Consider the following 15,725-nt stretch of genomic DNA (forward strand, 5'->3'; position numbering starts at 1 on the left):
GAGTCCGTAGACGAGTCCGAGATCGACGATGTTGACGCCGAGCTCCGGGTCGACGACGTCCATCATCGCTTCGCGCACTTCGTCGATGCTGGCGTTCTGCGGTGCGTCTATCACTTCGGGCATTCCTACTCCTTCAGAGACGTTTGGGCCTGGTTGAGTGCGTCCTTGAACGCGACCCAGGACAGGAGCGCGCACTTGATCCTGGCGGGGAACTTCGACACTCCGCTGAACGCCGCAGCGTCGCCGAGTATTTCCTCATCTCCCACAATTGTCCCACGAGAGTGCATCAGCTCGTGGAACTTCGCTTCGATGTCGAGCATGCCCTCCACGCCGTTCTCCGAAGCGAGCTCGGAGAGGACTGAGGCCGAGGCCATCGAGATCGAGCACCCGTCGCCGGACCAACGCACGGCGATTGCGCCGTCATCGCTGATCTCAGTCTCGAGTTCGATCTCGTCTCCGCACGTGGGATTGATCTGGTGCGAGGAGCCGTGAGGTCCTGCTGCGCCCTCGCGCAGCAGAGCCGCGTTGCCGATCCGCGACCGGGAGTGGTCGAGGATGACCTGTTGGTAGAGCTGTTGCATCTGCGTGCTCATGACACGATCCTCACTGAACTCCGAAGAAGGGGCGGACCTCGGCCAGAGCGGCCAGGAACTGTTCGCAGTCCTCGGTGTTGTTGTACAGATAGGTGCTCGCCCGCGTCGTGGCGGTGACGCCGAAGCGCCGGTGCAGCGGCTGAGCGCAATGGTGGCCGACCCTCACCGCAACTCCCTGGGAGTCGAGGTACTGTCCCACGTCGTGGGCGTGGACGCCGTCGACATCGAAGGCCACGGTTCCGATCCGGTTTTCGGCGGCGCCGAGCACGGTGATGCCGGGAATCTTCGCGATGCCGTCGAGGAGGACTCTGGCGAGCTCTCGCTCATGGTCGAAGATCTTCTCCAGGCCCACCTCGGCGAGGTAATTGACCGCTGTGGTGAATGCGGCTACCTCGGCCACGGGCTGCGTTCCGGCCTCGAACCGCTGTGGTGCGTCCATGAACGCCGAGTCTTCCATGGTCACTGTGGTGATCATGGATCCGCCGGTCAAGACCGGTGGCAGCGAGTTCAGCAGGTCCGACTTCCCCCAGAGGGTGCCGAGACCGGTAGGTCCCAGCGCCTTGTGAGCGGAGAACGCCGCGAAGTCGACATCGAGGTCGACGAAGTTCACGGGCATGTGCGGGACCGATTGGCAGGCGTCGAGAACGACGAGCGCACCCACTTGCCGGGCCCGAGCGACGAGTGTGGCGACCGGGTTGATGGTGCCGAGCACATTCGAGACATGCGTGAAGGCGAAGACCTTCGTCGTCTCGTCGACGATGGATTCCAGATCGCTGAGATCGAGCTCCCCGGCGTCCGTGACCGGCAGCCAACGGAGTTGAGCACCCGTGGACTGGGCCAGCTGCTGCCAGGGGACGAGGTTCGCGTGGTGTTCCATCTCGGTGACGACGATGGAGTCAGCCGGTCCGAGACCGAAACGCTGAGCGGCCTCTCCCCCGAAGCCATGGCTGGCTCGGTCGATGCCCAATGCGACCACGTTGAGTGCCTCGGTGGCATTCTTCGTCCAGACCACCTGTTCGGGTGCTCCGCCGACGAGGTCTGCCACTGCCTCACGGCCTGCCTCGAACGCGTCGGTGGCCATCACCGCAAGAGAGTGTGCTCCACGGTGGACGGCGGCATTGCGCTGCGAGTAGTACTCGGTGAATGTGTCGATGACGCACTGCGGCTTCTGGGAAGTCGCGCCAGAGTCGAGATAGCTCAGAGACGACTCCCCGACCCTGGTGTCCAGGATCGGGAAGTCGTTCCGCAGGCGGGAGAACATCAGACCGAGGCCTGCAGGAAGCGGTCGTAGCCCTCGTTCTCGAGGCGCTCGGCCAGCTCGGGTCCGCCCTCTTCGGCAACCTTGCCCTTGATGATCACGTGCACGTGGTCGGGCTTGATGTAGCTGAGGATGCGGGTGTAGTGCGTGATGAGCAGGACGCCGACATCCGTCGACTCGCGCACCCGGTTGATGCCCTCGGACACGATGCGCAGAGCATCGACGTCAAGGCCGGAGTCGGTCTCGTCGAGGACGGAGAACTTGGGCTTGAGCATCTCCATCTGCAGGATCTCGTGACGCTTCTTCTCGCCGCCGGAGAATCCCTCGTTGACGTTGCGGCTGGCGAACTCGGGATCCACACGGAGGTTCTCCATCGCGGACTTGAGGTCCTTGGTCCAGTTGCGCAGCTTCGGTGCTTCACCGTCGATGGCGGTCTTGGCCGAACGCAGGAAGTTCGTCACGGTCACGCCGGGGACCTCGACGGGGTACTGCATGGCCAGGAACAGTCCGGCCTTGGCGCGCTCGTCGACGGACATCTCGAGGACGTCCTCGCCGTCGAGGGTGACGGAGCCCGAGGTCACCTGGTACTTCGGGTGACCGGCCAGGGAGTAGGCCAGTGTGGACTTGCCGGATCCGTTGGGGCCCATGATGGCGTGGGTCTCGTTGGAGTTGATCTCCAGGTTGATGCCGTTGAGGATCGGCTTGGGACCGGTTTCGGTGTTGACGCTGACGTGCAGGTCAGTGATTTTCAGAGTGGACATGTCAATCCTTTTCAATTCAGGTAAGCGTGGTGATCAGTTGAGCGTGCTGGTCAATTGACCACTGTGCTCGGGTCAAGCAGGATGCGGCCGGCGATCTCCTTGCAGTCATAGACTGAGACGGGTTCGAAGGCCGGTGGGCTCAGCGGACGGCCGGTCTTGAGGTCGAACTGGGAGCCGTGCAGCCAGCATTCGATGGCGCAGCCTTCCACTTCTCCCTCGGCCAGCGATACCTCGCCGTGAGTGCAGAGATCGTCGATGGCATGGATCGTGCCGTCGGAGTCGCGGGCGATGCAGATCTCGTGGTTGTCCACTTCGATCCTCATCGTCGCGCCCGCAGCCACCTCGTCGGCGGCCGCAACGTCGATCATGGTCACAGAACGCTCCGGGAGAGTTCTTCCTCGATTCGTTCGTTGAGGACATCTTCGATCTCGGGCACCTGGATCTTCTGGATCACTTCGTTGAAGAATCCGCGGACAACGAGCTGACGGGCAACGTCCTCGGGGATGCCGCGGCTCATCAGGTAGAAGAGGTGCTCCTCGTCGAAGCGTCCGGTCGACGAAGCGTGTCCGGCGCCGGCGATGTCGCCGGTCTCGATCTCGAGGTTCGGCACCGAGTCCGCCCTGGCCCCATCGGAGAGGATGAGGTTGCGGTTGAGCTCGTAGGTGTCGATGTCGAGTGCCTCGGGGCGGATGAGCACATCGCCGATCCAGACGCTGCGTGCGTCCTTGCCCTGGAGAGCGCCCTTGTAGTGGACGTTCGAGGTGGCCTTCGGCGTGTTGTGGTCGACGTAGGTGCGGTGTTCGAAGTGCTGGCCGGCATCGGCGAAGTAGAGTCCGAGCAGTTCGGCCTCTCCCCCGGCTGCCGAGTAGCGCACATTCGTGTTCAGGCGCACGATGTCTCCGCCGAGGCTGATGACGATGTGCTTGAACTTCGCATCCTTGCCCACGATCGCGTCGTGCTGGCCCAGGTGCTGCGTCTCGTCGTCCCAGAGCTGAAGGGACACGAAGGTCACATTTGCGCCATCGCCGATGACGAGGGACACGAGCTCGGAGTGCCGAGCGAGTCCTTCGTGCTCGATGACGATGGTCGCCTTGGCATTCGCTCCGACGGAGACGACGACATGCCCATGGGAGACGTCGTTGCCGGTGCCGTCGGCGTGGATGATCACTGCGCCGTCGATCTCGGTTCCCGCGGGAACCGAGTAGTGGGTGACGGTGGCGGCACGGTTGGCTGCCACAGCAGCGGCCCGATCCTCGGGTTCGAGGATGCCCAGTTCCTGCGCGGCCTCGAGCGAGATCTCCTCCACGGAGATGCCTTCAGGCAGGTCGCCGGACGTGGTCAGCTTCGTCTCTGAGGCAGCGTCGGTGAAGAAATCACTGAGCTTGCGCACCGGCGAGAATCGCCATTCCTCCTCGCGTCCGTTCGGGACGGAGAAGTCGGAGACGTCGAAGCTGCGTGTGCGAGCATCCCGCTTCGAATCGGGGACTTGGACGTCGGCGCCATGAGAATGCTCATCGAGGCCCAACGGATTGGTGGTATCAGTCACTTAGAAAACTCCTTGTCGTGGTCGGCGGTGGGCGCAGATCAGCCCACGCCACCTTCCATCTGGATTTCGATGAGGCGGTTGAGCTCGAGTGCGTATTCCATCGGCAGCTCGCGAGCGATCGGCTCGACGAATCCGCGCACGATCATCGCCATTGCCTCGGTCTCCTCCATGCCGCGGCTCATGAGGTAGAAGAGCTGATCCTCACTCACCTTCGACACGGTCGCCTCATGACCCAGCGTCACATCGTCCTCACGGATGTCGATGTACGGGTAGGTGTCAGAGCGAGAGATGTTGTCGACCAGAAGCGCGTCACAGAGGACATTGTTCGACGAGCCCTTGGCTCCTGGGTGCACGTGGACGAGTCCGCGGTAACCGGAACGTCCACCGCCACGGGCCACGGACTTCGCCACGATCGAGGAGTGGGTGTTCGGAGCGGCGTGAACCATCTTCGCACCGGTGTCCTGGTGCTGGCCCTCGCCGGCGAATGCCACGGACAGCGTCTCGCCCCGTGCGTGCTCACCGGTCAGCCAGATGGCCGGGTACTTCATGGTGACCTTCGAGCCGATGTTGCCGTCGACCCATTCCATGGAAGCGCCCTCTTCGGCGATCGCGCGCTTGGTGACGAGGTTGTACACGTTGTTCGACCAGTTCTGGATGGTCGTGTAGCGAACCTTCGCGTCCTTCTTAGCCACGATCTCGACGACTGCGGAGTGCAGCGAATCGGTCTTGTAGATGGGTGCGGTGCAGCCCTCGACGTAGTGCACAGACGAGCCTTCGTCGGCGATGATGAGGGTGCGCTCGAACTGGCCCATGTTCTCCGTGTTGATGCGGAAGTAGGCCTGCAGAGGGATCTCGACGTGGACGCCCTTGGGGACGTAGACGAAGGAACCGCCCGACCAGACTGCGGTGTTGAGCGCCGAGAACTTGTTGTCTCCGGCGGGGATGATCGAGCCGAAGTACTCTTCGAAGATCTCCGGGTACTCGCGCAGTCCGGTGTCGGTGTCCATGAAGATGACACCCTGCTTCTCGAGCTCTTCGTTGATCTGGTGGTAGACGACCTCGGACTCGTACTGAGCGGCCACACCTGCGACGAGACGCTGCTTCTCAGCTTCGGGGATGCCGAGCTTGTCGTAGGTGTTGCGGATGTCCTCGGGCAGATCCTCCCAGGATGTCGCCTGACCCTCTGTCGAGCGCACGAAGTACTTGATGTCGTCGAAGTGGATGCCGGTGAGGTCTGCACCCCAGCTGGGCATCGGCTTCTTCTCAAACAGCTTGAGCGCCTTGAGTCGGCGCTGCAGCATCCAGTCCGGCTCGTCCTTCAACTTCGAGATGTTGCGGACAACGTCTTCTGAGAGACCGCGAGCCGCGAACTCTCCGGCGTCGTTTCCGTCGTGCCAACCGTATGCGTACTGCCCGAGGTCTTTGAGCTCGGGGTTAGCATCGATGATCCGATTGCCTGTGTCAGTCATCGTGAACCTCCTTGAGGTCGATCATTGCTGTGGATGAGTGGTCTGGTGAGTTCCGAGGTCGGAATGTGGGTGGTGCAGACATGATCGCCGTGGGCCAATGAGGACAGACGGCGAACATCGACGCCCAGGTAGTCCGAGAACATGGCGAGCTCTGCTTCGCAGATCTCGGGGAACTCGGAGGCGACTGCCTGGATCGGACAATGTCCTTGGCACAGCTGCATCGCTTCGAGGGGGGTGCCGGCCGCCACCGGTGTCGCCGAGGCGGCATATCCCTCCTTGGTCAATGCCGCAGCCAGGCCCCGGGAGCGGGAAGCCACTGTGGTGCCTCCCCGTCGATCCAGTTCCCCGCCGAGGCGGTCGCGGAGTTTCGCAACCAGGTCCTCGGTGAACCCCTCAACGGCCTCATGGCCGACTCGGTCCTTCATGAACCGGAGGATGTCGACTGCCAGCTGGTCATAGGAATGCGTGACCGAGCCATGCCCACGCGAAGTGACCACGTAGTGTCTGGCCGGTCTGCCGCGGCCTGCCTGCTTGCCGGCGAGCTCTCGGACCTCGATGAGGCCCTCGCTCTCCAGCGCATCCATGTGACGACGAATCGCCGCAGGAGTCAGGTCAAGCCCCTTCGCCAACGCTGAGGCAGTGATCGGCCCTTCATCGAGCACCGATCGGAATACCTTCTCTCGGGTACGGCGATCTTCTGTGTCGTTCGCAGCCATTCTCCACCTCCTTGACTAACACAACACTATTGTTGCGTAATTTGTTTCGTAAAACTAGGTGAGCCTAACTACGGGCCGATTCGACGCGTCGTAGAATGGTCAGGTGTCAGAATCGGCCCTCACCATACGTGGTCTCCATTACTCGTACGGCGCACACCACGTCGTCGACGGGATCGACCTCGATGCCTCCACCGGATCCATCCTCGGGGTGCTCGGACCTAATGGTGCGGGCAAGTCGACGACGATCTCCCTGGCGGTGGGCACACGGGCCCCCGATGCCGGTCGCGTGGAGATATTCGGCCACGATCCGTTCCGTGACCATGCCTCGACATCTCTGCTCGCAGGCGTCATGCTCCAGGACGGCGGACTGCCGATGAGCGCGAAGCCGCTCCAGGTTCTGCGACACCTTGCGTCCCTCTATCCCAATCCGCTCAGCGTCGATGAACTCGCCGATCCCTTGGGCCTGCACGAGTTCTCCACACGCACGATTCGGCGCCTGTCGGGAGGCCAGAAGCAGCGTGTGGCCCTGGCCGCCGCACTCATCGGCCGACCGCGCCTGGTCTTCCTCGATGAGCCGTGTGCCGGGCTCGATCCTCAGGCACGGGCGGTCGTCCACGATTTCATCCGAGAGCTTGCAGCAGCCGCGGTGGCCGTGGTCCTGACGACCCATGACCTCGCCGAGGCGGAAGAGCTCGCCGATGAGGTCGTCGTCATCGATCGCGGTCGCATCATCGCCCAGGGTGCTCCCGAGGATCTGCGCAACGCCTCCCCTGCCGGTCGCCGACTCGTCATCAGGGTCAGTCAGCCGCTGGAGCCGGCTCCTCGTGAACTCCTGGCCACGATGAATAGGATCGCGGCCACCTCGGTGGTGGGCCCGGCCCTCGTCGTCGACGGGGACCTCGACAGCGCCCAGATCGCCGGCCTGTGCACGGCCGTCGCCGAGGCAGGACTGGCGATCACGGACATCGACATGCACTCCCAGTCCTTGGCAGATGTGTTCTTCGAACTCACGGGCAGGCCGCTGCGATGAGCCAGATGCCACCGACCAGCCAGATGACACCGTCCAACCAGAGACCGCGAATGAGGACGAAGCGCGTCATCGCGCAGACTAAGTTCGAGACGATCGCTGTCCTGCGCAACGGCGAACAGCTGCTGCTCTCACTCATCCTGCCGCTGGGTATGCTCATCTTCCTCGCGAAGGCTCCACTGCTCAGCGGCCTCGGCATCGTCGGGCCTGGAACGGATCCGCTCACCGTGGCGCTGCCCGGTGCGCTGAGCCTGTGCCTGGCCTCGACTGCCTTCACTGGTCAGGCGATCGCCACGGCCTTCGACCGCCGTTATGGGGTGCTGCGACAGCTGGCGACGACGCCGCTGGGCACGAATGGCCTCATCCTGGGCAAGCTCGGCGCGGTCATCGCCGTCGTCATCATCCAATTCGTCCTTGCCTTCGCCATCGCTGCGGGCCTCGGCTTCGACAGTCCCGTGAACCCACTCGCGCTGGTCCTGACCACGCTTCTTGGCACCGCAGCGCTGCTGTCCTTAGGCTTGCTCATGGCAGGAACCGTACGGGCAGAAGCCACCCTGGCCGGCGCGAACCTGATCTGGGTGCTCATGGCCGGGGTAGGCGGACTCGTCATCGCACACCCAGGAGAATGGGGCACCGTGGTCGGCTATCTGCCCTCCGGTGCGCTCGGTGATGCGATGCGTGCGGCCGTCGGCGGCGCGGGCTTCGAGGTCAAAGCACTGATCGTGCTCCTCGTGTGGGGGCTGGTGGGGACGCTTGCAGCACGCAGGTGGTTCCGATTCGAATGAGGAGAGAAATGGTCACTAAGAGGATCCGTGCAGCTGCATGGGCCATGCTCATTGCGCAGGCCACCATCATCGTCAGCGGTGGCATCGTCCGGCTCACCGGCTCCGGCCTCGGCTGCACGGACTGGCCCAAGTGCACACCCGATTCGCTGGTGTCGACCCCGGAGATGGGCATCCACGGACTCATCGAATTCGGCAACCGCACGCTGGCGGTGGCGCTGGCCATGCTCGGAGTCGTCATCGTCTTCATGCTCTGGAAGCATCGGAAGCAGCGCCCCGACCTGTTCTGGCTCAACCTCGGGTTGCTGGCCATCGTCCCCGTCCAGGCCGTCGTCGGCGGCATCACCGTGTGGACGAAGCTCAACCCCTGGGTCGTGGCCGGACACTTCGTGCCCTCTGCCATCGCCGTCGGCGTCGCCGCGTACTTCGTTCGCCGCACCTATGACACCGGCGTGCGCACAGCTGAGAAGGCTCCGTCTCCGCTGCCGGGCCTCGGCTGGACCATCCTCGGGCTGACCGCGATCGTTGTGGTCTTCGGTGTCCTGACCACGGGCGCGGGTCCGCACTCGGGTTCGACGATGTCGACCCGCAACGGCCTCGACAACGTCTGGATCACCCGCGCACATGCTGCCCCGGTCTGGCTGTTGGTCATCGCGACCATCACCTCGCTCGTCCTGGCAGTGAAGAAGCACACCGTCATGGTCCGACCCCTGGTCGTCCTCCTCGTCATCGAGGTGCTGCAGGGGATCATCGGATACGTCCAATATTTCACCGGCGTGCCCATCGTCCTCGTGGCATTCCATATGATCGGCATCTCGGCTACTATCGCGGCAAGCGTTGCCGTCCTCGACAGCGCATACCCGAGGAGCACCCATCATGCCGACACCGATCACGCCGTGCCTGTGGTTCACTGACCACGCCGAGGAGGCGATGGAGTTCTACTGCTCCGTCTTCCCCAACTCGCACATCGTCTCCATCGACCATCAGTGCCTTGACCTGAGCATCTCCGGTCATCAGCTCGTCGAGGTGGGCGGGAACAATCTGCCAGCTGATTCCGAACTTATCCTTGAGCCAGCCGCACTGTTCGCTGGCGGGAACGGCCGACAGCGCTGACCAGTAGTGGTCGATCTCGGCCTGGTCACGACAACTGACGGTCAGTGAGATCGCCTCGTTGAACGTGAATGCAGGTCCGCCGTCGAGGCAGATGAAGCGATTGCCGTCGAGCTCGAAGACCCCATTGATGACCTTGCCGCGCATCCCCGCAAAATGCGGATCGAGGGATTCATCGGGGTGATGGGGATGAAGAAGATCGTCATCAAGGAACTCGTTGACGCGGGCTGAGCAGCTCGTCGACTGCGACCTCGGATGAGTCAGCTCGTTCATGTCCGGACGTTGATGTCCGCGTGTGCCGACGGCCTCTCCTCGACCGGGAAGAACCCGCCGGTCTCAGAATCGGGACCTACCAGAAGCCGGGAAGGACGAACGGGTCGATCGCGACGGCGAGGAAGAGCAGCGACAAGTAGGTGATCGAGCCGTGGAAGACCTTCATCGCCTTCAGCGAGGTTCCGCTCTTGCCCTTCTTCGCCCGGGAGACGAGTGCATAGCAGGAGAACAGGAACCAAGCCCCGGCGAGAACCGCGACGCCTGTGTAGACAGGGCCCATCGGGGCGAGCGGAATGAGTGCCAGCGAGCACGCCACCATCGCCCAGGTGTAGGCGATCATCTGGCGACCGACGTTCGTCGGCGGGACCTTCGAGGGCAGCATCGGAACGTCTGCGGCATCGTAGTCGGCCTTGTACTTGATCGCCAGCGGCCAGTAGTGCGGCGGCGTCCAGAAGAAGACCACGAGGAAGAGCAGCAGGGCTTCCCAGGCCAGTCCGCCGGTGACGGCAGACCAGCCGATGAGCACAGGCATGCAGCCCGCGGCGCCGCCCCAGACGATGTTCTGCGTGGTACGACGCTTGAGGATCAGGGTGTAGAAGACCGCGTAGAGCAGGATCGCACAAGCGGTGAGTCCAGCGGTCACCCAGTTCGTGAATCCGCCGAGCCAGAAGATCGATCCCAGGCCCAGTGCGAAGGCGAATATGAGAGCGGCCCGTGGTGTGATCTCACCGGTCACGAGTGGGCGATGCTTGGTGCGTTCCATCTTCGCGTCGATGTCACGATCGACGTAGCAGTTGAAGACCGAAGCCGAGGCTGCGGCAGCTGCGCCGCCGATGAGGGTGTTGATGACCAGCCAGATATTCGGCATTCCCTGCGCGGCGAGGAACATCACCGGAGCAGTGGTCACCAGCAGGAGTTCGATCACTCGTGGCTTGGTCAGGGCGATGTAGGCGCTGATGATCGAGCGGGGGCGTTTCGAGAGTCGTTCCTCGTCGACTGCCCTCTGCAGAGGGCGTTCACTCTGCGTGTCCTGGTTCTGACGAAGTTCACTCACGATGCCGATTCTACCCCCTGTCGAATTTTTCGCCAGTCGGTGAGGGCTGTGTCTCGGAGCCAGATTGTGCCGCACATCTGAGCCACAGGATGCAGAGGCCGGGTGCGACCGCCGCGAACAGGAACCACGACCCCGCTGCCGAAGGACAACGCGCTTGCGATCTCAGGGTCGGCGATCTCACCCCTCGCGTTTGCGACCCGGCGCGGTAGAGTTTGAGTGCACGCCTCTAAGACGAACGAAGGATCGCTCGAAGACATGAACTCCCTGTCCTGGACAGAACTCGACAACCGCGCAGTCGACACCGCCCGCCTCCTCGCCGCAGATGCAGTGCAGAAGGCCGGACACGGTCACCCCGGAACCGCGATGAGTCTTGCTCCCGTTGCACACTACCTCTACCAGTACGGTCTCAATCATGATCCCGCCGATCCGAGCTGGGCCGGCCGCGATCGCTTCGTTCTCTCCTGCGGGCACAGCTCGCTGACCCAGTACGTCCAGCTCTACCTCTCGGGCTTCGGCCTCGAGCTCGACGATCTGAAGGCGCTGCGCACCTGGGGTTCACTGACTCCCGGCCACCCGGAGGTCGGACACACTGCAGGCGTCGAGATCACGACAGGACCGCTGGGATCCGGCCTCGCCTCGGCGGTGGGAATGGCCATGGCCTCTCGCCGCGAACGCGGCCTCTTCGACCCTGATGCTGCTCCCGGTGCCTCGCCCTTCGATCATTCCGTCGTCGTCCTGGCATCCGACGGCGACCTCGAGGAAGGCGTGTCAGGTGAGGCTTCGTCCCTGGCCGGAACCCAGGAGCTGTCCAACCTGGTCGTGATCTGGGACGACAATCGGATCTCCATCGAAGACGATACCGCGATCGCCTTCAGCGAGGACACAGCAGCCCGCTACGCCGCGTATGGCTGGCACGTCCAGCACGTCGACTTCAGAGCCGGCGACGAGTACACGGAGGACGTGGAAGCCTTCCACTCCGCTATGGAAGCGGCAAAGGCCGATCCCCGTCCCTCCTTCATCCGTCTCTCGACCATCATCGCCTGGCCCGCCCCGAACGCGCAGAACACCGGCGGCTCTCACGGTTCGGCACTCGGCGACGACGAGATCAAGGCGACGAAGGAGATCCTCGGCTTCGATCCCGAAGAGACCTTCGCAGTGCCCGCCGAGGTGCTCAACCACACCCGCTCGGCACTGGACCGCGGCCGCGGAGCCCACATCGAGTGGAACGAGTCCTACAGCGCCTGGCGCGAGGCGAACCCGGCCAACGCCGAACTCTTCGACCGCCTGGCCAAGCGCGAACTTCCAGCAGGACTCGACAACGAGTTCCCTGTCTTCGATACCAGCGACAAGGGCATCGCGACTCGCGCCGCCTCCGGGCAGGTCCTCAACGCCATCGCGGCAACCATGCCCGAGCTGTGGGGCGGCTCCGCCGACCTCGCCGGATCGAACAACACACTGATCAAGGGCGATCCGAGCTTCCTGCCCGAACATCGTTCGACCGGTGCTTTCTCCGGCAACGAGTACGGGCGCAATATCCACTTCGGCGTCCGCGAATTCTCCGCCGGACTCATCGGCAACGGCATCGCCCTGCACGGTGGCACGCGCCCCTACAGCGGCACCTTCCTCGTCTTCAGCGACTACCAGCGTCCGGCCATACGGCTGGCCGCTCTGCAGCAGCTGCCGAACGTGTTCGTGTGGACCCACGATTCGATCGGCCTCGGCGAAGACGGACCCACGCACCAACCGATCGAGCATCTCTCCGCCTTGCGTGCGATTCCCGGACTTGATCTGGTGCGCCCAGCCGATGCGAATGAGACCTCGGTCGTGTGGCGCAGGATCCTTGATCGCACCGACGGTCCCAGCGGACTTGTGCTCACCCGTCAGGCAGTTCCGGTCCTCGACCGTGAGAAGTACGCCCCTGCCTCCGAGGCGGCTCGTGGCGGCTACGTGCTCTTCGACACCGCAGATGAGCCCGAGGTAGCCATCCTCGCCAGCGGTTCCGAGGTCGCCATTGCGATCGCAGCAGCCGAAGAGCTGCAGGCAGCAGGCACCGCCGCACGTGTCATTTCGATGCCGTGCCAGGAATGGTTCGACGCTCAGCCCGAGGACTACCGCAGAGCGGTCCTCCCGCGTGCTCTCAAGGCTCGTGTCAGCATCGAAGCCGCCTCGGCGATGAGCTGGCACAGGTACCTCGGCGATGCCGGCCGTGCCGTGTCGATCGAGCACTTCGGTGCTTCGGCCGATTACGCCACCCTGTACGAGAAATTCGGAATCACCCCGGCTGCTGTCGTCACCGCAGCCGAGGAATCGATCGCAGCGGCGAAGGAGGACGCATGAGCAGCAATCTGGCACAGCTCAGCGAGCATGGGGTCTCCATCTGGCTCGATGATCTGTCACGGACACGTCTCGAGTCCGGCGACCTGGCACGCCTCATCGAGGACTCGAACGTCACCGGAGTGACGACGAATCCGACGATCTTCGCAAATGCCATCGCCGGGTCGGACAGCTATGACTCCGCCGTTGCAGAGCTCGGTGAGGGCAAGGTCTCCGCCGATGAGGCGATCGAGTCCCTGACCACCTCGGACGTCGCGGCCGCTGCCAGACTCTTCCGTCCTGTCTACGACGCCACCAACGGCGAAGACGGGCGCGTGTCCATCGAGGTCGCTCCCCCACTGGCACACGATGCCGAGGGCACCGTCGCGGCGGCCAAGGCTCTGTGGGAGCGCGTCGGCGAACCCAATGCGATGATCAAGATCCCCGCGACCGAAGCCGGACTGCGCGCGATCTCCGAGACCATCGCAGCAGGCATCAGCGTCAACGTCACCTTGGTGTTCTCCCTGACCCGCTACCGCCATGTCGTCGAAGCCTTCCTCCAGGGGTTGGAGAAGGCTCGTGTCGCCGGGCATGATCTCAGTCAGATCAAGTCGGTGGCCTCGATCTTCGTCTCTCGCGTGGATGCGGAGATCGACTCACGACTGGACGGCCTCGATGACCCGGCCGGGGCAGAGCTCAAGGGACGGGCAGGAATCGCGAACTGCGTGCTGGCCCATGAGATCCACTCGCAGCTGTTCACGTCGGAGCGCTTCCGGGTCCTCGAGCTCGCGGGTGCCACGCCGCAGCGACTGCTGTGGGCGTCGACCGGAGTCAAGAACCCCGACTACCCCGACACGATGTACGTGGCTGGACTCGTTGCCCAGAACACTGTGAACACGATGCCCGAACCTACGCTGCAGGCCTTCGCCGACCACGGTGAAGTGACTGCCGAGATCTCACCGGAGAACTACCGGGCCGCCGACGAGGTCTTCGACCGTCTGGCACGGCTCGGAATCGACTATGCGGAGGTGATGACCGTGCTTGAGACGCAAGGACTTGAGAAGTTCGACGTCAGCTGGGCGGAGCTGCAGGACACGATTCGCACTGCTTTGGACCGCGCATGAGACTCCAACACAGCGTTCCGGTCTCAGAAGACTACGAGGCCGAGGTAGGGCGTCTCCTCAAAGCGCGTGTCCCCTCCCGTCTAGCGGCCAAGGATGCGTCTTTGTTCACCGACGACGAGCAGCCTGTGCCGCGCATGGGCTGGGTGGATCTGCCGCAGCGGGCTGCGGAGCTCGTCGATGAAATCGAGGCTCTGCGGACCCGACTGGAGGCGCAGGGTCTGCGCTCGATCAGCCTGACGGGGATGGGCGGTTCGTCGCTGGCCCCGGAGGTCATGGCCCAATCCGCGGGGGTCAGGCTCGAGGTCGTGGACTCCACCGATCCCAATCAGGTCGCCGAGGCGATCGGAACCGATCTGTCCCACACCGTCCTGATCGTCGCCTCCAAATCAGGCACGACGATCGAGACAGACGCTATTCGCCGCGCGTTCTCCGCGGCCTTCGAATCAGTGGACATCGATCCAGCGTCTCGACTGATCGCCATCACCGATCCGGGGACCGAGCTCGACGCTTTGGCCACCGAGCAGGGTTTTCTGGCCACCTTCCACGCGGATGCGACCGTCGGCGGGCGCTACAGCGCGCTGTCGGCCTTCGGACTCGTCCCTGCCGGTCTTGCCGGTGTCGACGTCCGCGCGATCGCGGAGTCGGCGGCAGGGGCTGTCGGCGGTCTGGGAACGGATACTGCTGACAATCCAGCACTGCAGTTCGGGACCTGGCTGGGCATCGGTCATGCCAGGGCAACGGAGAAGCTCGTCCTCGCCGAGACCAACCCAGCGTTGTCGGGGATGAGCAAATGGGTCGAACAGCTCGTGGCAGAGTCCTTGGGCAAGGACGGTCAGGGCATCCTGCCCGTCGTCGTCGACGGCGCCGCTGACGTCGGCTTCTTCGACGCCCGTGCAGACGCCATGCTGTGCACTCTGGGTCCCATCACCGAGGTCGAGGCACCATCCGGGTTCAACTCGGAACTCGAAGGTGACCTTGGTGAGCTGTTCGTCTTCTGGGAATTCGCCACTGCGATCGCCGGCTACAGCATCGGGGTCGATCCCTTCGACCAGCCGGATGTCGAGGCCGCTAAGGAACATGCCAGGCAAGCCCTCTCACAAGGTTCGTCGGCAGCGCCGGCAAAGCCTGCGTTCTGCGAGGAACAGGTCGAGGTATTCGGTGAGTTCGAGGAGGCCACTGACCTCGTCGGCGCCATCGGAGAGCTCTTCGCACAGGTCGACGAGTACGGATTCGTCGGTGTGCAGGCGTTCATCGACCGCATCGCCGACGCCGATGCCGAGGGCCTCAGAGCCCTGGTCTCACAGCATTCGGGTGTGCAGACGACGTTCGGATTCGGACCGCGCTATCTGCATTCGACAGGTCAGTATCACAAGGGCGGTCACCCCAACGGAGTGTTCCTGCAGATCACAGCCGAACCCCGGACGGATCTGCTGGTTCCCGGTCGCCCCTATGGCTTCACTGAGCTGCAGCGTGCTCAGGCCCTCGGTGATGCCGCAGCTCTGCGGGACAAGGGGCGCCCCGTGCTCAGGGTTCACCTGCTCGACCGTGCACAGGGCCTTGCTCAGCTGCGTCGCGCGATTGCAGACGTGAAGCCCCTGCACCACTACGGAGTCGACTGACTTCCGACCTGTGCTGGCCCCAAACCTGCGCTGACTTCCAGCCGGAGATCACTCCTCTGGGTACGACGAAGGACCCTGAC

The 15,725-nt window shown here is 63.7% G+C and carries 16 protein-coding genes and 1 pseudogene; 7 read left to right on the forward strand and 10 right to left on the reverse strand.

The features are described from left to right. The 8 genes from ACE03M_RS06585 to ACE03M_RS06620 all read right to left on the reverse strand — a co-directional run. The coding region (locus ACE03M_RS06585; protein ID WP_485933353.1) for an iron-sulfur cluster assembly protein at positions 1-123 on the reverse strand (123 nt) is incomplete at its 3' end. Between the two features lie 2 nt (positions 124-125). Next, complete coding sequence (gene sufU, locus ACE03M_RS06590; RefSeq protein WP_485933222.1) at positions 126-593, reverse strand: Fe-S cluster assembly sulfur transfer protein SufU; 468 nt, start codon at positions 591-593, stop codon at positions 126-128. A gap of 10 nt (positions 594-603) precedes the next feature. Further along, positions 604-1,854 carry a SufS family cysteine desulfurase gene (locus ACE03M_RS06595; RefSeq protein WP_485933223.1) on the reverse strand — a complete coding sequence of 417 codons (1,251 nt, stop codon included), beginning with the start codon at positions 1,852-1,854 and terminating at the stop codon, positions 604-606. Next, on the reverse strand, positions 1,854-2,612 hold the full coding sequence (gene sufC, locus ACE03M_RS06600) for a Fe-S cluster assembly ATPase SufC (RefSeq protein WP_143921736.1): 759 nt from the start codon (positions 2,610-2,612) through the stop codon (positions 1,854-1,856). Before sufC ends, ACE03M_RS06595 begins: the two co-directional genes overlap by 1 nt. Before the next feature lie 50 nt (positions 2,613-2,662). Beyond that, entirely contained in the window at positions 2,663-2,986 is a 324-nt protein-coding gene (locus ACE03M_RS06605; RefSeq protein WP_143921737.1) for a non-heme iron oxygenase ferredoxin subunit, read from the reverse strand. After that, positions 2,983-4,158 (reverse strand): Fe-S cluster assembly protein SufD, encoded by a 1,176-nt coding sequence (gene sufD, locus ACE03M_RS06610; protein ID WP_485933224.1) that lies wholly within the window; start codon positions 4,156-4,158, stop codon positions 2,983-2,985. Before sufD ends, ACE03M_RS06605 begins: the two co-directional genes overlap by 4 nt. A gap of 38 nt (positions 4,159-4,196) precedes the next feature. Next, complete coding sequence (gene sufB / locus ACE03M_RS06615; protein ID WP_143921739.1) at positions 4,197-5,627, reverse strand: Fe-S cluster assembly protein SufB; 1,431 nt, start codon at positions 5,625-5,627, stop codon at positions 4,197-4,199. Further along, a complete protein-coding gene (locus ACE03M_RS06620) occupies positions 5,624-6,343 on the reverse strand; it encodes a helix-turn-helix transcriptional regulator (RefSeq protein ID WP_485933225.1) in 720 nt (239 codons plus the stop codon). The genes sufB and ACE03M_RS06620 overlap by 4 nt, the downstream gene beginning before the upstream one ends. A gap of 103 nt (positions 6,344-6,446) precedes the next feature. Between ACE03M_RS06620 and ACE03M_RS06625 the strand changes: the two genes are divergently transcribed. The 4 genes from ACE03M_RS06625 to ACE03M_RS06640 are packed head-to-tail and all read left to right on the forward strand — an operon-like array spanning position 6,447 to position 9,265. Beyond that, complete coding sequence (locus tag ACE03M_RS06625) at positions 6,447-7,373, forward strand: ABC transporter ATP-binding protein (RefSeq protein WP_485933226.1); 927 nt, start codon at positions 6,447-6,449, stop codon at positions 7,371-7,373. 50 nt (positions 7,374-7,423) lie between these two features. Next, on the forward strand, positions 7,424-8,155 hold the full coding sequence (locus ACE03M_RS06630) for an ABC transporter permease (RefSeq protein ID WP_485933227.1): 732 nt from the start codon (positions 7,424-7,426) through the stop codon (positions 8,153-8,155). Positions 8,156-8,163: 8 nt separating this feature from the next. After that, positions 8,164-9,066, forward strand: coding sequence for a COX15/CtaA family protein (locus ACE03M_RS06635; RefSeq protein WP_485933228.1), 903 nt, complete (start codon positions 8,164-8,166; stop codon positions 9,064-9,066). A 16-nt stretch (positions 9,067-9,082) separates the two neighbouring features. Further along, the gene (locus ACE03M_RS06640; protein ID WP_485933355.1) at positions 9,083-9,265 is read left to right on the forward strand and encodes a hypothetical protein; all 183 of its coding nucleotides are present in this window, start codon (positions 9,083-9,085) and stop codon (positions 9,263-9,265) included. On the opposite strand, the pseudogene ACE03M_RS06645 reads toward ACE03M_RS06640, so the two are convergent. Then, a pseudogene (locus tag ACE03M_RS06645) lies at positions 9,200-9,535 on the reverse strand (VOC family protein); the annotation flags it as partial. The gene ACE03M_RS06640 and the pseudogene ACE03M_RS06645 sit on opposite strands and share 66 nt — an antisense overlap. Before the next feature lie 76 nt (positions 9,536-9,611). After that, positions 9,612-10,589 carry a heme o synthase gene (locus tag ACE03M_RS06650; protein ID WP_143921744.1) on the reverse strand — a complete coding sequence of 326 codons (978 nt, stop codon included), beginning with the start codon at positions 10,587-10,589 and terminating at the stop codon, positions 9,612-9,614. 255 nt (positions 10,590-10,844) lie between these two features. Between ACE03M_RS06650 and tkt the strand changes: the two genes are divergently transcribed. The 3 genes from tkt to ACE03M_RS06665 are packed head-to-tail and all read left to right on the forward strand — an operon-like array spanning position 10,845 to position 15,645. Then, entirely contained in the window at positions 10,845-12,926 is a 2,082-nt protein-coding gene (gene tkt, locus ACE03M_RS06655) for a transketolase (RefSeq protein WP_143921745.1), read from the forward strand. Next, a complete protein-coding gene (gene tal / locus ACE03M_RS06660) occupies positions 12,923-14,026 on the forward strand; it encodes a transaldolase (RefSeq protein ID WP_143921746.1) in 1,104 nt (367 codons plus the stop codon). The genes tkt and tal overlap by 4 nt, the downstream gene beginning before the upstream one ends. Further along, the gene (locus ACE03M_RS06665) at positions 14,023-15,645 is read left to right on the forward strand and encodes a glucose-6-phosphate isomerase (RefSeq protein ID WP_143921747.1); all 1,623 of its coding nucleotides are present in this window, start codon (positions 14,023-14,025) and stop codon (positions 15,643-15,645) included. The genes tal and ACE03M_RS06665 overlap by 4 nt, the downstream gene beginning before the upstream one ends. Positions 15,646-15,725 lie beyond the last annotated feature (80 nt).

The sequence above is a fragment of the Brevibacterium sp. AGC70 genome (assembly GCF_057334195.1).

Bases quoted from the DNA above. Each gene is read 5' to 3' on its own strand.
- sufU (WP_485933222.1), bottom strand. From the start codon at position 593: ATGAGCACGCAGATGCAACAGCTCTACCAACAGGTCATCCTCGACCAC.
- ACE03M_RS06595 (WP_485933223.1), bottom strand. From the start codon at position 1,854: ATGTTCTCCCGCCTGCGGAACGACTTCCCGATCCTGGACACCAGGGTC.
- sufC (WP_143921736.1), bottom strand. From the start codon at position 2,612: ATGTCCACTCTGAAAATCACTGACCTGCACGTCAGCGTCAACACCGAA.
- sufB (WP_143921739.1), bottom strand. From the start codon at position 5,627: ATGACTGACACAGGCAATCGGATCATCGATGCTAACCCCGAGCTCAAA.
- ACE03M_RS06620 (WP_485933225.1), bottom strand. From the start codon at position 6,343: ATGGCTGCGAACGACACAGAAGATCGCCGTACCCGAGAGAAGGTATTC.
- ACE03M_RS06630 (WP_485933227.1), top strand. From the start codon at position 7,424: ATGAGGACGAAGCGCGTCATCGCGCAGACTAAGTTCGAGACGATCGCT.
- ACE03M_RS06635 (WP_485933228.1), top strand. From the start codon at position 8,164: ATGGTCACTAAGAGGATCCGTGCAGCTGCATGGGCCATGCTCATTGCG.
- ACE03M_RS06640 (WP_485933355.1), top strand. From the start codon at position 9,083: ATGGAGTTCTACTGCTCCGTCTTCCCCAACTCGCACATCGTCTCCATC.
- tkt (WP_143921745.1), top strand. From the start codon at position 10,845: ATGAACTCCCTGTCCTGGACAGAACTCGACAACCGCGCAGTCGACACC.
- tal (WP_143921746.1), top strand. From the start codon at position 12,923: ATGAGCAGCAATCTGGCACAGCTCAGCGAGCATGGGGTCTCCATCTGG.
- ACE03M_RS06665 (WP_143921747.1), top strand. From the start codon at position 14,023: ATGAGACTCCAACACAGCGTTCCGGTCTCAGAAGACTACGAGGCCGAG.